At 57.7% G+C, this 18896-nt stretch carries 18 protein-coding genes; 7 read left to right on the top strand and 11 right to left on the bottom strand.

Features of this window, described 5'->3' with window-relative positions; genetic code table 11:
- Window positions 1-33: 33 nt before the first annotated feature.
- The gene (locus tag ACR0DE_RS06855) at window positions 34-402 is read right to left on the bottom strand and encodes a YigZ family protein (RefSeq protein ID WP_170392333.1); all 369 of its coding nucleotides are present in this window, start codon (window positions 400-402) and stop codon (window positions 34-36) included.
- Window positions 402-1103: a M48 family metallopeptidase gene (locus tag ACR0DE_RS06850; RefSeq protein WP_170420619.1), complete on the bottom strand. Its 702-nt coding sequence runs from the start codon at window positions 1101-1103 to the stop codon at window positions 402-404. Before ACR0DE_RS06850 ends, ACR0DE_RS06855 begins: the two co-directional genes overlap by 1 nt.
- Before the next feature lie 121 nt (window positions 1104-1224).
- On the opposite strand from ACR0DE_RS06850, the gene ACR0DE_RS06845 reads away from it, so the two are divergent.
- The 3 genes from ACR0DE_RS06845 to ACR0DE_RS06835 all read left to right on the top strand — a co-directional run bounded on the left by ACR0DE_RS06845 (window position 1225) and on the right by ACR0DE_RS06835 (window position 2883).
- Window positions 1225-1473, top strand: coding sequence for a hypothetical protein (locus ACR0DE_RS06845; RefSeq protein WP_170392337.1), 249 nt, complete (start codon window positions 1225-1227; stop codon window positions 1471-1473).
- Between the two features lie 136 nt (window positions 1474-1609).
- On the top strand, window positions 1610-2188 hold the full coding sequence (locus ACR0DE_RS06840) for a nitroreductase family protein (protein WP_170512462.1): 579 nt from the start codon (window positions 1610-1612) through the stop codon (window positions 2186-2188).
- On the top strand, window positions 2185-2883 hold the full coding sequence (locus ACR0DE_RS06835; RefSeq protein WP_480752378.1) for an EI24 domain-containing protein: 699 nt from the start codon (window positions 2185-2187) through the stop codon (window positions 2881-2883). Before ACR0DE_RS06840 ends, ACR0DE_RS06835 begins: the two co-directional genes overlap by 4 nt.
- Window position 2884: 1 nt before the next feature.
- On the opposite strand, the gene ACR0DE_RS06830 is transcribed toward ACR0DE_RS06835, so the two are convergent.
- Together ACR0DE_RS06830 and mce are read right to left on the bottom strand one after the other, a co-directional pair.
- Window positions 2885-3160: a DUF1467 family protein gene (locus ACR0DE_RS06830; protein WP_170392343.1), complete on the bottom strand. Its 276-nt coding sequence runs from the start codon at window positions 3158-3160 to the stop codon at window positions 2885-2887.
- A gap of 5 nt (window positions 3161-3165) precedes the next feature.
- Window positions 3166-3570: a methylmalonyl-CoA epimerase gene (gene mce / locus ACR0DE_RS06825; RefSeq protein ID WP_010441821.1), complete on the bottom strand. Its 405-nt coding sequence runs from the start codon at window positions 3568-3570 to the stop codon at window positions 3166-3168.
- Window positions 3571-3704: 134 nt separating this feature from the next.
- Between mce and ACR0DE_RS06820 the strand changes: the two genes are divergently transcribed.
- Window positions 3705-4421: a response regulator gene (locus tag ACR0DE_RS06820; protein ID WP_170512463.1), complete on the top strand. Its 717-nt coding sequence runs from the start codon at window positions 3705-3707 to the stop codon at window positions 4419-4421.
- 232 nt (window positions 4422-4653) lie between these two features.
- On the opposite strand, the gene aspS is transcribed toward ACR0DE_RS06820, so the two are convergent.
- From aspS to ACR0DE_RS06800, 4 genes are all read right to left on the bottom strand, one after another.
- Entirely contained in the window at window positions 4654-6429 is a 1776-nt protein-coding gene (gene aspS, locus ACR0DE_RS06815; protein WP_170392347.1) for an aspartate--tRNA ligase, read from the bottom strand.
- 79 nt (window positions 6430-6508) lie between these two features.
- Window positions 6509-7180, bottom strand: a complete 672-nt coding sequence (locus ACR0DE_RS06810) for a CPBP family intramembrane glutamic endopeptidase (protein ID WP_480752377.1) — start codon at window positions 7178-7180, stop codon at window positions 6509-6511.
- Window positions 7177-7824, bottom strand: a complete 648-nt coding sequence (locus tag ACR0DE_RS06805) for an aminotransferase class IV family protein (protein ID WP_170625209.1) — start codon at window positions 7822-7824, stop codon at window positions 7177-7179. Before ACR0DE_RS06805 ends, ACR0DE_RS06810 begins: the two co-directional genes overlap by 4 nt.
- Window positions 7779-8906 (bottom strand): aminodeoxychorismate synthase component I, encoded by a 1128-nt coding sequence (locus tag ACR0DE_RS06800; protein ID WP_480752576.1) that lies wholly within the window; start codon window positions 8904-8906, stop codon window positions 7779-7781. The genes ACR0DE_RS06805 and ACR0DE_RS06800 overlap by 46 nt, the downstream gene beginning before the upstream one ends.
- 177 nt (window positions 8907-9083) lie before the next feature.
- Between ACR0DE_RS06800 and carB the strand changes: the two genes are divergently transcribed.
- Both carB and ACR0DE_RS06790 read left to right on the top strand, forming a co-directional pair.
- Window positions 9084-12428 (top strand): carbamoyl-phosphate synthase large subunit, encoded by a 3345-nt coding sequence (gene carB, locus ACR0DE_RS06795; RefSeq protein ID WP_480752376.1) that lies wholly within the window; start codon window positions 9084-9086, stop codon window positions 12426-12428.
- 102 nt (window positions 12429-12530) lie between these two features.
- On the top strand, window positions 12531-12941 hold the full coding sequence (locus ACR0DE_RS06790; RefSeq protein ID WP_170512511.1) for a VOC family protein: 411 nt from the start codon (window positions 12531-12533) through the stop codon (window positions 12939-12941).
- On the opposite strand, the gene ACR0DE_RS06785 is transcribed toward ACR0DE_RS06790, so the two are convergent.
- The 3 genes from ACR0DE_RS06785 to ACR0DE_RS06775 are packed head-to-tail and all read right to left on the bottom strand — an operon-like array spanning window position 12942 to window position 17495.
- A complete protein-coding gene (locus tag ACR0DE_RS06785) occupies window positions 12942-15983 on the bottom strand; it encodes an efflux RND transporter permease subunit (RefSeq protein WP_480752375.1) in 3042 nt (1013 codons plus the stop codon).
- A 10-nt stretch (window positions 15984-15993) separates the two neighbouring features.
- On the bottom strand, window positions 15994-17031 hold the full coding sequence (locus tag ACR0DE_RS06780) for an efflux RND transporter periplasmic adaptor subunit (RefSeq protein ID WP_170564087.1): 1038 nt from the start codon (window positions 17029-17031) through the stop codon (window positions 15994-15996).
- Entirely contained in the window at window positions 17028-17495 is a 468-nt protein-coding gene (locus ACR0DE_RS06775; protein ID WP_170564090.1) for a MarR family transcriptional regulator, read from the bottom strand. The genes ACR0DE_RS06780 and ACR0DE_RS06775 overlap by 4 nt, the downstream gene beginning before the upstream one ends.
- A gap of 154 nt (window positions 17496-17649) precedes the next feature.
- On the opposite strand from ACR0DE_RS06775, the gene ACR0DE_RS06770 reads away from it, so the two are divergent.
- On the top strand, window positions 17650-18774 hold the full coding sequence (locus ACR0DE_RS06770) for a beta-ketoacyl-ACP synthase III (RefSeq protein ID WP_480752374.1): 1125 nt from the start codon (window positions 17650-17652) through the stop codon (window positions 18772-18774).
- Window positions 18775-18896 lie beyond the last annotated feature (122 nt).

The raw sequence follows: 18896 nt of genomic DNA, 5'->3' as shown, positions 1-18896 counted from the left end.
AACGCATGCCCCGCACAGTGCCCTTGACTCAGGTCAATGCCCGGTTGCCAGCTGGTCCAGATAGGCCCGCGTGGCGTCCTGCACGCGGCGAAAGCGGTCCCCGCCCAGCTTCTTGCCACCGTACCAGCGTGTCACGATGATTACGTGATCCGTCAGCTCGGCCCGCTCCATCATCCGCAAAATGACCATTGCCGCGCCAGACTCTCCGTCATCGGCCTTGAGCGCACCGTTTGGCAAGATGGCTGCCCACGTGTTGTGAGTTGCCTTCGCATATGCCTTGTCGGATTTCAGTTCCGCCAGTACCGCATCGACATCAGCACGACTGGTGACCCCCGCGCCGGTTACAGCATATTTCGACCCGCGATCACTGAGAACGACACCCAATCGGGTTAAGTTGACCATTACCGTAATCCCAGTTCCCGCGCCGTTTGCAACACAACTTCGACCCGCTGGGCATTGGGAGGGTGCGTGGCAAGGAAACGATCACCCGGATCAGGAATGCGTTGGAAGAAAGCCATCCCGGCCAGCGGGTTATACCCCGCCGCGTAAGTGATCTGTGTCCCCAGACGATCCGCTTCCAATTCGAACTCACGCGTGTAGTTCTGCACACCGACCTCCGCGCCCAGCGCCTGTGCGCGCTCAATACCTGCATCGTCCGCGCCCTGATTGCGCGCGAGTTCACCGAATATCCGCGCGCTCTCTTTGGCGTTCTGCGCCTGCCGGGCGATGTGACCCAAAATATGGTGGGCGGCCTCATGGCTCATGACAAAGGCCATCTCGTCCGCGTTCTGCGTTGCATCGATCATCGGCTGTGTAAAAACGACTAGCGGCCGCCCATCCTTGTCCAAGGTCTGAAACGCATTCGCTGGGGCCTTTGACGAGAGATCAACCAAAATCACAAAATCACAATTGGCAGTCCTCGATTGGCGGCGGCATTCCCGGCTTGCGGTCGTTCCGACAGCCCGGCTGACCTGCTCGAATACGCGCGCCCTGTCCTTTTGTTCGGATGACGATGGCTGCCATTGATCGGCCGGGATCGCGATAACAGGCGACATATCGCAAGCCGCCAAGAGCATCACCAGCAACAGGGCAAGACGGCGCATTCACATTCCTTTCGGTCACTCTGTCGGCAGACAAGCATAGCGCGGCATTTAAGGCCGGGCCACAGCCGATTACAGCTTGCAACGGGTTGCATTGCGATCTTATGCCCTGCACTCTGCACATATGTTTTCAATTGAACACGAATTCGACTCGACGGTGATTACGCTGGTGGACGAAGGCGCAAAGCCTTTGCAAGAGGATGTCGTCATCAACAACTTCGCTGAATGCGTCACACTTGAGCAGTTGGACCCGCGGACCGATCAGATTCAGAAGATTACCCTATCACCAGAGCAGGTACGCGATCTGGCCGCTGCGCTGGATTTGCCCGAGGGCGTTTATCAGATACGTGAGTCCGAGAGCACCAAAGACTAGTGGTTCCTTTTGGATCTTGCGTCTGATCACAAGCAGCAATTCAGATTGAATTTGTCGCCTTTTGATGAGCAGTTTGCCCTTGAAAGAGAACAGTATGCCTCCGACATACAGACTGCCATGTGAAGGAAGTTAACATATGACCCTGAAGAACCAAGCTGCGCTGGATTTTCTGCACGCGCGCCGGTCTCGTCCGGCCAAAACGCTAGTATCCCCGGCCCCGACCCGGGAAGAGCTGAGGCCGCTGCTAACTGCTGCAGCGCGCAGCCCGGACCATGGAAAGCTGGAACCCTGGCGTTTTGTTGTTGTCGAGCATGGGGCCATGCAACGCCTTGCAGATCTTACAGAAACTTGTGGTCTCGCCTTGGGAAAATCGCCCGAAGATATCGCCAAGGCGCGCAGCCAATTCGAAATGGGCCATTTGGCGGTTGCTGTTATTGAGGTGCAGAAACCTTCTGACAAGATACCGGCAATTGAACAGACCTATTCAGCGGGTGCGGTATGTCTGGCTCTTCTGAACGCAGCGCTGGCCGCAGGTTGGGGGGCCAATTGGTTGTCCGGCTGGCAATCGCATGATCGCGAGTTTTGCGAACAGGGGCTTGGCTTGGCCGAAAACGAGAAGATTGCAGGCTTTATCCATATCGCAACCGAAGGTACGACCCCTCCCGAACGACCGCGCCCCAATGTGGCGGCACTAACCCAATGGGTTTCCGAATGATCATCATCCAGTCGTTTCTACAGGCGCTGGGACAGATCGGCGACCCAAGATTCCGCAAGGTACTTCTGTTGGGTGTTGGCCTGACATTCGCGTTGTTGGTGGCTGCCTATGCCGGATTTTTGTGGCTGATCAACGCGCTGGTCGGCGATCAGGCCACCTTGCCAATACTGGGTGAGGTGACATGGTTGAACGACCTGCTCAGCGTGTCATCATTCCTGCTGATGATGGTGCTGTCGGTGTTTCTGATGGTCCCCGTTGCGTCAGCCATCACCTCAATGTTTCTGGATGAGGTCGCACAGGCGGTTGAGGATAAGCATTACCCCGGTCTGCCGCCGGCTCAGCGCATCCCCTTTGGCGATGCGCTAAGGGATACGCTCAGTTTTCTGGGAGTACTGATCGTTGCCAACCTGTTTGCATTGATCCTCTATGCACTCTTCACGCCATTCGCGTTGTTTATCTTTTGGGGTATGAACGGGTTTCTTTTGGGGAGAGAATATTTCACCCTGGCTGCGATGCGCCGACTGGGGCGCGAGGGGGCGCGAAAGCTGCGCGCGAAGCACGCGACAACCATTTGGGTCGCCGGTATTCTTATGGCGGTCCCGCTCTCTGTTCCATTGGTCAACCTGTTGATCCCGATCCTAGGAGCGGCGACTTTCACGCATATTTATCACGGTCTGTCGGGTAGCCGAACCTGAGCTACTCGCGCGGTTCCAGTTGGTTCAGCCAATCGAAATCGCGCACACTGATTACGCCGGAGATAATGATGCCTGCAATGATCGCCCACAGCACCACCGATATCCCGGTGGTAATCCACAGCTTCTTCTTCATGTGATGGACTTCCGGCGCACCCGCATGAGTGCCCGGAACAATATCCCCCAGATCCCCCTGCGTTTTGATGCGCACAGGCAGAACAATCAGCAAGGTCAGAAACCAAATTACAGCGAAAAGAACCAGAGCGGCGGTAATGGTCATCGACTTCAGACCTGCTCCAGCTCAACGAGGCATCCGTTGAAATCCTTCGGGTGCAGGAACAACACCGGTTTGCCATGCGCTCCGATCTTGGGTTCACCCGATCCCAGAACGCGCGCACCGGTCTCTTTCAGATGATCGCGGGCTGCGATGATATCCTCGACCTCATAGCAGACATGGTGGATACCGCCTGATGGGTTCTTTTCCAGAAATCCGTTGATCGGGCTGTTCTCACCCAGCGGATACAGCAATTCGATCTTGGTGTTGGGTAGTTCAATAAAGACCACGGTGACCCCATGATCCGGCTCATCCTGTGGAGCGCCGACTTTGGCGCCAAGCGCATTGCGATACTGGGCCGATGCGGCCTCCAGGTCGGGAACAGCAATGGCTACGTGGTTCAGGCGACCAATCATGGGACTCTCCTTCCTTCTGCGTTGCAGCGGTTATGGGGGCAGTATACCCAAAGGACAAGTGCGCCAAATCGTCGTTAACCCTGTATTAGCCAGAAGTTCCTAGCGTGAGGCATCTGCTAAACAGGAGTTCTGCCATGGACGATTCGGGACCTTTCGCCTCTCCAGCGCTGGCCACCAAGATGCGACCGCTGCTGGGCCAAACAATCCTTGTGGTCGAAGACAGCCGCTATGCGTGCGATGCAGTACGATTGATGTGCTTGCATAGCGGTGCGCGTATCCGTCGTGCGGATTGTCTGAAATCAGCGCGGCGCCATCTGCAAATCTATCGTCCCTCGGTCCTGATCGTCGATATGGGTCTTCCTGACGGGTCCGGCGCTGACCTGATAGCCGAAATGACCCACGCTGTACCCCGCATCGGTGTCATTCTCGGGCTGTCTGGCGATGACAGCATGCAGGTTATCGCCAGACGCGCAGGTGCAGATGGGTTTCTGGCCAAACCCCTGACCTCGGTCGCTTATTTCCAGACCTCCATACTTGAACTTCTGCCCGAAGATCGCCGCCCAGGAGGTCTGGATTCCGTCAGGGATAATATCGTTCAGCCCGATCCGCTGGCCTATCGGGACGACATGGCCCATATCGCCGACGTGCTTACCGGCCCCACTGATCAGCGCACGTTGGATTATGCGGTACAATTCCTGCAAAGCGTTGCGCGAGACGCCGAAGATACTGTGCTTGCCGAAGCAGCCCGGGACCTTGCCCAATCTCGTGCGCAGGGGACACCGGTCACCGCCCAGGCTGCACGGATTGCGGGTCTGGTTCAGGATCGGCTCGAGCGGCAAGAGGCGATCTGAGATGCTGACCGCGTACTTTATTACCGCATCGATCCTTTGCATCTGGGTCTACCGCCTGACACGACAGACGGCCAGGAGCATCCGCAATCGTCGGGATGCCGCAAATCCACTGGATTGAGTTGAGCTTGTTTTGAGACCACCACGCAACTCCGATTTGCGTGGCGCGGCGAATACACCGATTGTATTGCACTGCCCCAAACGTAAACCGCCCGCTCAGGGCGGGCGGCTAGACTTAGTCTTGCGGGATGATCCTGAGACCCAGTTCCATCAACTGATCCGAGGTCGGATCGGATGGCGCATCCATCATCAGGTCTTCGGCGCGCTGGTTCATCGGGAACATCATGACCTCGCGGATGTTGGCCTCATCCGCCAGCAGCATCACGATCCGGTCGATACCTGCGGCACAGCCGCCGTGCGGCGGGGCGCCGTAGTGGAAGGCATTGAACAGTGCGCCAAAGCGGGACTTCACTTCGTCCTCACCATAGCCCGCCAGTTCAAAGGCTTTCAGCATGATCTCGGGTTTGTGGTTCCGGATGGCACCCGAAACCAATTCGTAGCCGTTACAGGCCAGATCATATTGGTACCCGCGTACGTCCAGAGGGTTGCCCTGCAAAGCTTCCATCCCGCCCTGCGGCATCGAGAAGGGGTTGTGTTCGAAATCAATCGCACCGGTTTCTTCGTCCTGCTCGTAGATCGGGAAATCGACGATCCAGGCAAAGGCAAAGCGGTCTTTCTCGGTGAGGTTCAGTTCATCTCCGATCACGTCACGGGCCTTACCGGCCACCTTCTCAAAGGCTTTTGGCTTACCACCCAGGAAGAACGCGGCATCACCGACGCCCAGACCCAATTGCTGACGGATCGCCTCGGTTCGTTCGGGGCCGATGTTCTTGGCCAGTGGACCTGCGGCCTCCATACCCTCGCCCTGATCACGCCAGAAAATGTAACCCATACCGGGCAGACCTTCTTTCTGGGCAAATGCGTTCATACGGTCACAGAATTTGCGGCTGCCACCGCTCGGCGCTGGGATAGCGCGGATTTCGGTACCTTCCTGCTCCAACAGTTTCGCGAATATCGCGAAGCCAGAACCGCGGAAGTGGTCAGAGACCACTTGCATCTTAATGGGGTTCCGCAGGTCAGGCTTGTCGGTGCCGTACCACAGGGCTGAGTCCTTGTAGGAAATCTGCGGCCACTCTTGATCGACCTTGCGCCCCCCCCCGAACTCTTCAAACACACCGGTCAGCACGGGCTGGATGGTGTCGAACACATCCTGCTGCTCGACAAACGACATCTCTAGATCGAGTTGATAGAAATCGGTGGGCGATCGGTCTGCACGCGGGTCTTCATCGCGGAAGCAGGGTGCAATCTGGAAATACTTGTCGAAGCCCGACACCATGATCAGCTGTTTGAATTGCTGCGGGGCCTGCGGTAGGGCGTAGAACTTGCCCGGATGTAGTCGCGAGGGGACCAGAAAGTCGCGTGCGCCTTCGGGCGACGATGCGGTAATGATCGGTGTCTGATATTCACGGAATCCCTGATCCCACATCCGGCGGCGCATAGATGCGACAACGTCCGAGCGAAGGGTCATGTTTTGCTGCATCGCCTCGCGTCTTAGGTCGAGGTAGCGATAGCGCAGACGTGTTTCCTCGGGGTATTCCTGATCGCCGAACACCATCAACGGCAATTCGTCGGCAGCACCAAGAACCTCCAGCTCACGCACATAAACCTCGATCTCGCCTGTCGGCAATTTCGGGTTAATGAGATCAGCGTCGCGGGCTTTGACAGTGCCGTCGATGCGGATGCACCACTCGGACCGTACCTTTTCCAGTTCAGCAAATGCCGCACTATCGCCGTCGCACAAAACCTGGGTCACACCGAAATGGTCGCGCAGGTCGATGAACAGTACGCCGCCGTGATCTCGGACACGATGCACCCAACCGGACAGGCGGACGGTTTCACCGACATTGGCGGCGGTCAGAGCGGCGCAGGTGTGGCTGCGATAGGCGTGCATGGATCATATCCCTTCGGGCGCAGAATTCGTCGCGCCGATACACCCCGTCAGGCTTGGAAAGTCAAGGCGGGTCGCGCCGTCAAAACGGCCTTTGCACGTTGCCCGAGTAGAAATAGACGCCCAGCCCTGCCGCAAAGATAATATTACCGGCAATTGCGTGCAGAAGAACTGCATAAAAGAATGATCCGCGCTTGCGGTAGGCCCAGGTGAACAGGAGGCCTCCGACGAAAGTCATGATGGCTACGACCCAGCTCCAGTACATGAGGTGCGCAAGCGAAAACAGGCCAGCGTTCAAAAGGTATGCGGCCCGCCCTTCAGGTAGGATCGCGTGATAGCGTCGGAAAAAGAGAGAGCGGAAAAGCAGCTCTTGTGGCAGAGCGGACAACAACGGGTAGCCGATACAGATGAATATCAACATCTCTGGCCGATGCAGCAGCAAAACAAAGGCTGCATCCGGTCGCGCCCACAGCACCAGGGCGGAACAGAAGGCAGCCATGAACAGGGTAAATACAAAGACTTCGGTCCACGACCAGTTTCGCCAGCCATACCGAAGCTCCGCCCAGGAAAAACCGGGCGTATCTTGCAGCAGCAGTATGCCCAGTCCGGTAAACGCAAAAAGCGAGGGGAACATCCAGTTTGGCGGGAACATTGTCGCGATGGCTATGGGAACCGCCACAAAGAAGAGCACAAACTCAATCCTGAGGCGTGAGTTGGTAACAGGGGTCTCCACCCATTCGGTATTTTTGCTCAAGGTGCCACAAGCTCCGCACGGATCAGCCCCCGAAGGGAATTTCCACAGTGGATAGATTGCGCGTTTTTTAGATCGGTCAAGGTCAGAACGGATTCGGTAACTTCTTTATTATCCAACAATTCCTCGCGCAAAACCCCGGGAAGCAATCCGCATCGCAGTGAGGGCGTCAGTCGTCTGCCGTCGGGCATGGTCAGGAACAGGTTCGTGATAGTTCCCTCGCAAAGCTCATCCCGTTCGTTCAAAAACAAAAGCTCATCAACACTTAGCGGCAAGCCCGCCCGCGCCATGTCATAGACGGCCCGTCGGGTCGTTTTGTAACCCAGCCAGATATCCGATGATGATAGTCTCTGTTTGGCCAAATCCACACGCCAGACGGACGGATTGGCAGCCAATTCTCCGGACGTCAGTTCAAATTTGCCATCCGCGTCCAAGGTCAAACGGCAGCGCAATGCAATCTCACCCAAACTCGCATCCAAAATCGTCCAAGCGGCGGTTCGGTCAAAATCAATGCCGAACTTCTGTGCTGTGCGCGCCATGCGGGCCAAATGACGATCAAGCCTGACGAACCCCTGCCCCGGCCTGTAGGCCAAAGTTTCGATCAGACGGAAATCAGGCTCAGTTGGTGGGCGAAGCGGGCTTTCCATAGCGCCTCCTCATATTCCGATGGCGCGGTGCTGTCCCAGACCAGCCCGCCGCCTACGTTAAGGGTCGCCTTGCCACCTTCAACCATGAGGGTCCGGATGGCCACGTTGAATTCCGACCGACCGTCCGGGGCCGCCCAACCGATGGTTCCGCAATAAACTTCGCGAGGCCAAGGTTCCAGTTCGGACAGGATCTCCATCGCGCGAATCTTTGGCGCTCCGGTGATTGATCCGCACGGGAACAGGGCGGTCAGAATATCAGAAAGGCCTACGCCAAGGTGTAACTGCGCCTGCACAAGCGAGACCATCTGATGGACAGTCGCATAGGTCTCAACCTTGAACAGCTCGGGTACTTTCACCGATCCGGCCAGCGCGACCCGGCTAATATCGTTGCGCAGCAGATCGACGATCATCAGATTTTCGGCCCGGTTCTTTTCATCCGAAGACAGAAAAGCGCGTCGACGCTCGTCTTCGACCGGGTCCTCACTGCGCGGTTGCGTTCCCTTCATCGGGCGCGTTTCGATCTTGCCCTCGGCGTCGGTTCGGAAAAAAAGTTCCGGCGAACGGCTCAGCAGATCAGGCAGCCCCTCCTGCTCAACCAAGGCGCCGTGGCCGACGGGTTGACCAGCCGCAAGCGCCGCATAAAGCGCGACGCTGTCTCCGGTTACATCGAGATCAATTGGGAAGGTCAGATTTGCCTGATAAATGTCACCCGCACCAATCGCCTCATGCACCGTACGAAAGGCCTGCGTATATCGCGCCTCGTCCCAGCGGGGCTGAAACGCAGTGACACTGCCCGACGCCTTTGGCAGTCCAACGCGATCCGGTGCGTCAAACACACCGAAACACAGTAGTGGCAGGCGTCGTCCTTCTGGCAGCCGGTCTGCCAGACGTGGTTCTAGCACGTAGCCCAGCTCATAACTTGCGTACCCTGCCAGCCAGGCCCCATCCGCACGCGCCTGATCCAGCGCCGCCAGAGCCTGGGGCACCTCTGCCGCGTTATCCGCGCGGATAATCCGGAACGGACGCTCAAACCGGGTTCCGCGACCGGCAGGTCCTTGATCGAAACGAATACGCAATTGCATCCTCATTTGCCGTGCTGCGCGGTATAGAGAATAGCGCGCCAAGGGAAAGAGGGGAAAGCGGCAATTTCAAACCCGTTTCCGATACCTCTTGCACCTTTTCGCGCGGTCCCTATAACGCAGGACAATTTGGGCGCTGGGGCGGTGCCCTGACTCGCGGACAATTGAAGGGGCCAAGCCATGCCGAGAAGAACCGACATCCAGTCGATCATGATCATCGGGGCAGGCCCCATTGTTATCGGTCAGGCCTGCGAGTTCGACTATTCCGGCGCTCAGGCGTGTAAGGCGCTGCGCGAGGAAGGCTATCGGGTCATTCTGGTGAACTCGAACCCTGCAACGATCATGACCGACCCGGGGCTAGCCGATGCGACCTATATCGAGCCGATCACGCCCGAAGTTGTCGCCAAGATCATCGAAAAAGAACGCCCCGATGCCCTACTGCCCACTATGGGCGGACAGACCGGCCTGAACACCTCGCTGGCGCTGGAAGAGATGGGCGTGCTGGATAAGTTCAACGTCGAGATGATCGGCGCCAAGCGCGACGCGATCGAAATGGCCGAAGACCGCGCCCTGTTCCGCGAGGCGATGGATAGGTTGGGCATCGAAAACCCCAAGGCCGAGATCGTGACGGCCCCCAAGGATGAGAACGGCAAGAAAGATCTCGACGCCGGTGTGGCACTGGCGCTTGAAACCCTCGAAACAGTTGGTCTGCCCGCCATCATCCGCCCCGCCTTTACGCTGGGCGGCACCGGCGGCGGTGTCGCATATAACCGCGAGGATTATATCCATATTTGCCGCTCGGGTATGGATGCGTCCCCCGTCGGTCAGATCCTGATCGATGAAAGTCTTCTGGGGTGGAAAGAATACGAGATGGAGGTGGTGCGCGACACCGCTGACAACGCCATCATTGTCTGCTCAATCGAGAACGTTGATCCGATGGGCGTGCACACAGGTGACTCGATCACCGTGGCCCCTGCCCTGACGCTGACCGACAAAGAATACCAGATCATGCGCAATCACTCGATTGCCGTGCTGCGCGAAATCGGCGTCGAAACCGGCGGCTCGAACGTGCAATGGGCGATCAACCCGGTTGATGGCCGCATGGTCGTGATCGAGATGAACCCGCGTGTGTCCCGCTCTTCTGCGCTGGCCTCGAAGGCGACCGGTTTCCCGATTGCCAAGATCGCCGCGAAACTGGCTGTAGGATACACGCTGGACGAGCTAGACAATGACATCACCAAGGTCACCCCGGCCTCGTTCGAGCCGACCATCGACTATGTTGTCACCAAGATCCCGAAATTTGCCTTTGAGAAATTCCCCGGTTCCGAACCCTACCTGACCACCGCGATGAAGTCGGTGGGTGAGGCCATGTCCATCGGCCGCACCATTCACGAATCGATGCAAAAGGCTCTGGCCTCGATGGAGTCGGGTCTGACAGGCTTTGATGAGATCGAAATCCCCGGTCTGAACGTCGGAGTCTGGGAAGAAGCCGACGACAAGGCCGCCGTGATCAAGGCGATCAGCCAGCAGACCCCCGATCGTCTGCGCACAATCGCGCAGGCCATGCGTCACGGCCTGACCGACGATGAGATTTTCGGCGTCACCAAGTTCGACCCGTGGTTCCTGGCCCGCATTCGCGAGATCATCGAGGCCGAGCGCACCGTGCGTAAAGACGGCTTGCCGGTAACCGAAGACGGTATCCGCAGGCTGAAAATGCTGGGCTTCACCGACGCGCGTCTGGGCAATCTGACCGGCCGTGACGAAGACAACGTCCGCCGCGCCCGCCGCAATCTGGGTGTGAACGCCGTCTTCAAACGCATCGACACCTGTGCGGCTGAGTTCGAGGCGCAGACCCCCTATATGTATTCGACCTACGAAGCCCCGATGATGGGTGAGGTCGAATGCGAGGCACGTCCAAGCGACCGCAAAAAGGTCGTCATCCTTGGTGGTGGTCCGAACCGGATCGGCCAGGGCATCGAGTTCGATTACTGCTGCTGCCACGCCTGTTTCGCGCTGACCGAAGCCGGATATGAGACCATCATGGTCAACTGCAACCCCGAGACGGTCTCAACGGACTATGACACCTCGGACCGTTTGTATTTCGAGCCGCTGACCTTCGAACACGTCATGGAAATACTGACGAAGGAACAGGAAGCCGGTACGCTGCATGGAGTGATCGTTCAGTTTGGCGGGCAGACCCCGCTGAAACTGGCCAATGCGTTGGAGGCTGAAGGTATCCCGATCCTCGGTACCACGCCCGACGCGATCGACCTCGCCGAAGATCGTGAGCGTTTCCAGGCGCTGGTCAATGAACTGGGCCTGAAGCAGCCCAAGAACGGCATCGCCTCGACCGACGAAAAGGCGCTGGAGATTGCCGAAGATATCGGCTTCCCGCTGGTCATCCGCCCCTCCTATGTTCTGGGCGGCCGCGCGATGGAAATCGTGCGCGATATGGATCAGCTACGCCGCTACATCAATGAGGCCGTAGTGGTCTCGGGCGACAGCCCGGTTCTTCTGGACAGCTATCTGGCCGGTGCGGTCGAACTGGACGTGGACGCGCTGTGCGACGGTAACGACGTGCATGTTGCAGGCATCATGCAGCACATCGAAGAAGCGGGCGTTCACTCGGGCGACTCGGCCTGTTCGCTGCCGCCTTATTCGCTGTCGAAAGAGATCATCGAACAGATTAAGGATCAGGCGTTCAAGCTGGCCAAGGCGCTGAATGTCGTCGGCCTGATGAACGTGCAGTTCGCCATCAAGGATGACGAGATTTACCTGATTGAGGTCAACCCTCGTGCCAGCCGCACCGTGCCTTTTGTGGCCAAAGCCACTGACAGCGCGATTGCCTCTATCGCTGCGCGTGTGATGGCCGGTGAGAAACTGGCGAATTTCCCGAAACGCCCCCCTTACAAAACTGTCGATGACACCAAAATCGCTGACCAGATGACGCTGGCCGACCCCGACATGCCGTGGTTCTCGGTAAAAGAAGCCGTTTTGCCTTTCGCCCGCTTCCCCGGCGTTGACACCATCCTGGGCCCTGAAATGCGTTCGACCGGAGAAGTCATGGGCTGGGATCGCGACTTCCCGCGCGCTTTCCTGAAAGCACAAATGGGGGCCGGTATGGTGCTGCCCAGCGCAGGTCGTGCGTTTATCTCGATCAAGGATGCTGACAAAGGGCCGGATATGCTCGAAGCAGCGCGTGTTCTGGTTGAGCAAGGCTTTGAGCTTGTTGCGACCCGCGGCACACAAGCCTGGCTGACTGAAGAAAGTGTGCCGTGCGGCGTGGTCAACAAAGTGTACGAAGGCCGCCCGGATGTGACCGACCTGATGAAGGACGGCGGCGTGCAGCTGGTCATGAACTCGACCGAAGGCGCACAGGCGGTGGAAGACAGCCGATCAATCCGGTCGATCGCGCTGTATGACAAGATCCCCTATTACACCACAGCCGCAGCAAGCTATGCCGCCGCGCTGGCGATCAAGGCGCAGGCCGAAGGCGATGTTGAGGTGAAATCGCTGCAGGGCTAAGCCCCGGCAACGGTATGAATGAATGGACCCCGGCCTCGGCCGGGGTCTTTTTTCTTCCCCTCCTTGCCCATCGCCCACATGATGGGCGGGGAAGGAGTGCTCATGGACCTCTACACCACATACGGAAGCAACGACCTGCCTCGGGCCATCCGCTTTTATGATGCGATCTTCGCAGTTCTTGGTCAGCCACGCCTGCCCGGATGGATCGACGGTTGGGCCGGATGGGGTACCGACCCCGACAGCGGGACCGGCTTTTGGATCTGCAGACCTTTTGATGGAGCCCCCGCCAGTACCGGCAATGGCACGATGATCGCCTTTCCTGCCAGAAGTGCCGATCAGGTTCGGCATTTCCATGCCACGGGTCTGGAAAACGGCGGCACGGATGAAGGCAAACCGGGCGTCCGACCTCATTACGAGCCCGGATTCTATGTGGCCTATCTGCGCGACCCCGATGGCAACAAGCTATCCTGTTTTTACTACCATTATGATCCAAAGGAGGATTCGGGCGGATGATCAACCAGCAGCCAGACGTCGCTTTTCCTCACGGTTGAAAAACAACATGTAGAAGACAGGTGCGGCAACCATGGTCAGGATCGTGGCAAAGGCCAGACCGCCCATGATCGTGACTGCCATGGACACAAAGAACGCATCCGTCAGAAGCGGTGCCATCCCCAGAATCGTCGTGATCGCCGCCAACATTACCGGGCGCAGACGCGAGACAGAGGCCTCAACAATCGCAGGACGCAGGGCTTTACCAGTAGCGCGGACCAGATCGATTTCTTCGACCAGTACGATGCCGTTCTTGATCAGCATCCCTGACAGACTTAACAGCCCCAATAGCGCTGTGAAGGTGAAGGGCAGGCCTGTTCCAAGCAGACCGATAACCACGCCATTTACGGACATCGGGACCAGTAGCCAGATAATGACCGGTTGCCGGATTGCATTGAACAGCAATACGGAAATCAACACCATAATCAGCAAGCTCAGCGGCAACTGCCGCCCAAGGCTGGCCTGCGCATCGCCTGAATCCTCGAACTCGCCCCCCCATTCCATACGATAGCCGATCGGCAGTTCCATCGCTTCAATGGCACTGCGTACTTCGGAGTGGACCTGCGCGGCGGTCATGTCAGGGGGGATGTCCGCTCCAACCGTGATGGTCAACACCCGGTCACGGCGGTGAACCAACGTATTGAGCGCCTTGTAGTCGAAGCCATCCACCATCTGCTCGATTGGAACGAAACGTTCCGACTGATCGGAGTAAACCACCTGATCGACGATCGAATAGTCCCCATCCGCTGGACGGCGCAAGATGATCGGGATCTGGCGGTCGCGCTCGCGCAAAACGCCGCCCGTGATGCCATCGGTCGAAAACTGCAACGTAGCCGCAATGTCTTCGCGCGATACGCCTGCTGTTTGGGCGCGCTCCGTGGCATAGATCGGCTGCACGGCCAATTCCTGCTCACGCCAGTCGTGATGCACATGTAGCGCATTCGGAGATGCGGCTGACATGCGCTGTACCGCTTCTTCGGCCAGTTGACGCAGAACAACCGGATCACTACCCGAGAACCGAGCCTGGATTGGATCGCCGCCACCGGGACCAAAAATCAGGCGTTTGGTGCGGAACTCGCCTTCGGGGAACTGGGCTGAACCGAACTCCTCAAGATCGGCTTGCAAGGCAGGAATGTCGTCCAAAGCCTCGGTGCGGATGATCATATGTCCATAGCTTGGGTTTGGCTTCTCGGCAGCGTAGGTCAACATGAACCGCGTGGCACCCTGCCCGACGAATGTGGCAACCGAGACGACGTCATCACGTTCGGCCAGCCAGTCCTCGAATACGGCCATATCTTGCGCCGTGCGGGCGATCGGCGTGCCTTGTGGCAGCTTGTAGTGCACGAAGAACAACGGCGTGTTCGAGTTTGGGAAGAATTGCTGTTTCATCAGTCCAAAGCCCGCAAAACAGACGACTGTGACCCCGATCAACCCGGCCACTACCAGCCATCGGAACCGAAGCGCCCAGTTCAGGATTGCACCGTAGACGCGGAACAGGATGCCGCCATAGGCATCCACCTCACCCTCTTTGCCCTGCTTGAAGAAATAGTGCCCAAGCAAAGGTGTCACCGTGATGGCCAGAACCCAGCTCAGCAGTAGTGAAATGCCGATCACGGCAAATAACGAGAACAGGAATTCCCCGGTCGCGTCAGGACTGAGCCCGATCCCGGCGAAAGCCATGATCCCGATCACCGTCGCGCCCAGAAGTGGGATCTGCGTTTTTGACGCAACCTCTTCCGCAGCATCGCGCGAGGATTTTCCCCGCAACATCGAAATCTGCATTCCTTCGGCCACCACGATGGCGTTGTCGACCAGCATCCCCATGGCGATGATCAGAGCGCCCAGCGAGATCCGTTCCATCTCGATCGAGAACATCGACATGAAGAGCAAAGTACCCACAACGGTCAGCAACAGTGTGGAACCCACGACGATGGCCGCACGCCAGCCCATGAAAATGCCCAGAACCGCGACCACGATGCTGACTGACATGGCGAGGTTCAGCAGGAAGGCGTTAGAGGCCTCATCGACAACAACATGCTGCTGATAGATGGGCAGGATTTCGACACCAAAGGGGATTTCGGAATCCAGTTCGGCCAGTTTGGCATCTGCACGCTGCCCGACTTCGACGATGTTTTCAGTGGCCAGCCCAGCGATACCCAGCGTGAAAGCTTCAGCGCCGTTGAATCGGATCATGATATCGGGATCATTCTGCCGCCCGCGATAGACATCTGACATATCAAACAGGTTGATCACCTGCCCCTGCGATCCAACCGACAGGCCGGCGATCGCCGACACGCTGTCCGAGCCCTCGGCCGTCAAGATCGTGGTGCGGTCACTATTGGATCGCAGCGAACCCGAGGCGTTGACCGAGTCCGCGTTTGCGATAGCTTCGTTGATCGCCTGCAGCGGGACGTTCTGATTGACCGAGATCGACAGGTCCGGCTCAATAAAGATCGCCTCATCCGGCAAGCCCTGAACCTCGACATCTGCAACACCGCTTACCGTCAGCAATTCGCGGCGAAGGAAGGTCGCCAGTTCGTGCTTCTCGGCGTCAGAAAACCCGTCTGCCGTAACGGCATAGAACAGGCCAAACACATCCCCGAACCCGTCATTCACATAAGGCGCACCCACGCCCGAAGGCAGACCGCGTGCTGCATCGCGCACCTTGGCGCGCAGACGGGTCCAGATGTCGGGCAACTCACTGCCGTCATAGGTGGATTTAATCTCAACCTCGATCAGCGACTGTCCTGGCTGGTTGACCGAGGTGATGACATCCACCTCGCCCATCTGCTGAATGGCAGATTCCAACGGTTCTGACACCTCCAGCGCCACCTGTTCGGCAGTCGCACCGGGATATTGCGTGGCGATCACCGCCTGTTTGATGGTGAAGGCCGGGTCTTCAAGGCGACCTAGCGACGTGAAACCCCAAATGCCGCCGAACAGGGCAATCAGGATGAACAGCCACGTATAGAGAGGCCGGTCGATCGAAGCGCGTGCGATGCTCATGAAACCGCCCTCAGTTCGAGAAGCCGACAAAGCGGCGGACAGTTTGACCATCGGACAATGCACCCCCACCGGCAACGACGATTTCGTCTCCATCCGTCAAGCCGGTGAGTACGCGGACATCGCCGCTCTGCGTAGGTTCAACAGTCACGGGAACCCGGCGGACGGTGCCTTCGTCGGCGCCAGCCGGCGAGAAGACCAAAACGCCCAGCGCGCCGCTGGCATCAGCAACTACAGCCGTTGGCGGGATGATGATCCCGGTGCGTTCATCCTGCACCTGCACCGTGACGGTCACGGAGGAACCGGGAAGAATCTGCAATCCCTCGGGCGGTGTCAAACCGAACTGGATGCGAAAGGTCTGCCCCACGCTTGAGGATTCAGCATCGAATTCCCTTATTTCCAGCGGAAAGATCTCATCGCTGACAGGGAACTTGGCAGTAATCGTGATGTCGTCCTGCTGTCCGGACCGCTGAAATAGGATTTCGGGCACATCCACCTCGATACGCAGTTCAGACATATCGTGAATCCGCACGATCGGAGTACCCGCAGAAACAGTTGTAAACGCCTCAACTGCACGGCTTGAAACCAGCGCGTCGAACGGAGCGGTCAGCGTCGCATGCTCCAGTTCATATTCTGCATCTCGAACAGCAATCGCAGCCAATTGCGCAGCTGTTTCCGCATCATCGACGGCAACCTGGCTGGCTGCGGTTCCACGCAGACGCGACAGGCGGGCGAGTGTTCGATCCGCCTGATCTTTTTGCAAGCGCGTCCGGTCGCGCTGCAGTTCGAACGGTTCCTGATCGAGGCGGGCAATCAACTCACCCTTTGGGATTACAAAGCCTTCGGTCACAGGCATCTCAACGATCTGCCCTGCGACCTGAAACGCCAGATCAACGGTCTGACGAGCGGCGATCCGACCAAAGAATTGGCGCGAAAAGCCGGGAGAGGTTTCGCTTACCTGCATCAGTTTCACAGGCTTGGCAGGCTCTTGCGCCATGGCAGGCGCAGTCAACAAGGACAGTGCGAGGCAAACAGAGGTCAGGAGTTTCATTTCGTCAATCCCTCGGGAATTCCGGTTTTCAGAATGTTGTCACGGATTTTGTGAGCCAGCCGTGCGAACTCGGCGGTTTCTTCGGTGTTCAGACCCGATGCGTTGTGGAAAAGCTCACCTGCCACGGCCACCAGCATATTGCGGGCCTCTTCGCCCTGTTCGGTCAGCACCAAAAGCCAGGCGCGACGGTCTTCGGGATCACGCTGTCGGGTCAGGTGCCCCGCCAGTTCAAGTGCATCGGCGGTCGCCGTAATCGTTGACGGCACTGTCAACATATCTGCGGCCAGCACTCCCATACGTTTGGGCACATCGAGCTTGATTAGCATGTGGCATTCCTGATGGCTCAGGTCTGTTTCGATGCTGTCAAAGCTCTCTTCCAGTTTCCAATAAAGCGCGTAGACCCCCATCATCGCCTGAATCTCAGGGCTGAGGCGTCCTAACCGCATGCTGATATCGTCTGACATGAATCTTTTCCGTGCGAGTCGCGGCGAAATATACTTCGAATTTTGAACTATTCAAGTTATGAAGCGAGGGGCGATGCATTCCCTTGGGTCAACACATCTTGATCAATACTAATGGGGACTGCATTTTGTGCAGATCATGAACTCAGGGCCAGCCATGTACACTCCTGCCATCACCGGGACCGGTGTCTATACACCAGAAAACATCATCACCAACGCTGAACTGGTGGAAGCGTTCAATGCCTATGCCGACCGGATGAACGTCGAAAACGCGGATGCGATTGCAGCGGGCGACATAGAACCGATGCAGCATTCCTCGGAAGAGTTCATCCTGAAGGCCTCAGGGATCGAGAACCGGTATGTGATGGACAAGACCGGTGTTTTGAACCCCGAGATCATGCATCCCGCGCTGCGCCAGCGTAGCGACGACGAGCCTGGGATCATGACCGAGATGGCGGTGGATGCGTGCCTTAAGGCGCTAGCACAAGCGGGGCGCAGCGCCGAGGATGTCGATTTGGTGATCTGCGCCGCTTCGAACCATGAACGTGCCTATCCTGCAATTGCCATCGAGATTCAGCAGGCATTGGGGATCAGCGGATTCGGGTTTGACATGAACGTGGCCTGTTCCTCGGCCACATTCGGCATTCAGGCGGCGGCGGATATGGTGCGCTCGGGCTCGGTCCGAGCGGCGCTGGTCGTCAACCCCGAGATCTGCTCGGGTCATCTTGAGTGGCGCGACCGGGATTGCCATTTCATATTTGGCGATGTCGCGACCGCTACTCTGATCGAGCGGATCGAAGACGCCCAAGGCCCACATTTCGAGATAGTATCGACCCGGTGCGCAACTGCGTTTTCCAACAATATCCGCAACAACAACGGCTTCCTCCGCCGTTCGCGCCCCGATGGTCTGGTGGATCGCCGCGACATGCAGTTCATGCAGAATGGTCGCAAGGTGTTCAAAGAGGTCCTGCCCATGGTCAGCAAACATATCAGCGACCACATGGAGGCAGAGGGCATCAGTAGTGATGATCTAAAACGCCTCTGGCTGCATCAGGCCAACAAGACGATGAACGACTTCATCGGTAAGAAGGTTCTGGGGCGTGAGCCAGAACCGGGTGAGCAACCCAACATTCTGCAAGACTACGCCAATACCTCATCCGCCGGGTCGATTATCGCCTTCTCAAAGCATTCCGATGATCTGGATGCGGGCGATGTGGGCCTGATTTGCTCGTTCGGGGCCGGGTATTCGGTGGGTTCTGTGATCGTCAAACGGTATCAATAAGCGCGCGCCTTAACTGCGCTGCTGGAATCGCTGCAAGACCAAACCGCTTTCTCAAGAATTATTCAGACGGGCTCAACCGCTCCTTCATCTCTGACCGACACATCGAAACCCGGATGCCCTGT

Source organism: Ruegeria sp. C10 (genome assembly GCF_056537805.1).
The sequence above is the reverse complement of the archived record's forward strand: the minus strand, read 5'-3'. Positions and strand labels throughout refer to the sequence as shown.

Coding starts and splice junctions, on each gene's coding strand:
- ACR0DE_RS06855 (WP_170392333.1), bottom strand. CDS start 402: ATGGTCAACTTAACCCGATTGGGTGTCGTTCTCAGTGATCGCGGGTCG.
- ACR0DE_RS06850 (WP_170420619.1), bottom strand. CDS start 1,103: ATGCGCCGTCTTGCCCTGTTGCTGGTGATGCTCTTGGCGGCTTGCGAT.
- ACR0DE_RS06845 (WP_170392337.1), top strand. CDS start 1,225: ATGTTTTCAATTGAACACGAATTCGACTCGACGGTGATTACGCTGGTG.
- ACR0DE_RS06840 (WP_170512462.1), top strand. CDS start 1,610: ATGACCCTGAAGAACCAAGCTGCGCTGGATTTTCTGCACGCGCGCCGG.
- ACR0DE_RS06835 (WP_480752378.1), top strand. CDS start 2,185: ATGATCATCATCCAGTCGTTTCTACAGGCGCTGGGACAGATCGGCGAC.
- ACR0DE_RS06830 (WP_170392343.1), bottom strand. CDS start 3,160: ATGACCATTACCGCCGCTCTGGTTCTTTTCGCTGTAATTTGGTTTCTG.
- mce (WP_010441821.1), bottom strand. CDS start 3,570: ATGATTGGTCGCCTGAACCACGTAGCCATTGCTGTTCCCGACCTGGAG.
- ACR0DE_RS06820 (WP_170512463.1), top strand. CDS start 3,705: ATGGACGATTCGGGACCTTTCGCCTCTCCAGCGCTGGCCACCAAGATG.
- aspS (WP_170392347.1), bottom strand. CDS start 6,429: ATGCACGCCTATCGCAGCCACACCTGCGCCGCTCTGACCGCCGCCAAT.
- ACR0DE_RS06805 (WP_170625209.1), bottom strand. CDS start 7,824: ATGGAAAGCCCGCTTCGCCCACCAACTGAGCCTGATTTCCGTCTGATC.
- ACR0DE_RS06800 (WP_480752576.1), bottom strand. CDS start 8,906: ATGCAATTGCGTATTCGTTTCGATCAAGGACCTGCCGGTCGCGGAACC.
- carB (WP_480752376.1), top strand. CDS start 9,084: ATGCCGAGAAGAACCGACATCCAGTCGATCATGATCATCGGGGCAGGC.
- ACR0DE_RS06790 (WP_170512511.1), top strand. CDS start 12,531: ATGGACCTCTACACCACATACGGAAGCAACGACCTGCCTCGGGCCATC.
- ACR0DE_RS06785 (WP_480752375.1), bottom strand. CDS start 15,983: ATGAGCATCGCACGCGCTTCGATCGACCGGCCTCTCTATACGTGGCTG.
- ACR0DE_RS06780 (WP_170564087.1), bottom strand. CDS start 17,031: ATGAAACTCCTGACCTCTGTTTGCCTCGCACTGTCCTTGTTGACTGCG.
- ACR0DE_RS06775 (WP_170564090.1), bottom strand. CDS start 17,495: ATGTCAGACGATATCAGCATGCGGTTAGGACGCCTCAGCCCTGAGATT.
- ACR0DE_RS06770 (WP_480752374.1), top strand. CDS start 17,650: ATGTACACTCCTGCCATCACCGGGACCGGTGTCTATACACCAGAAAAC.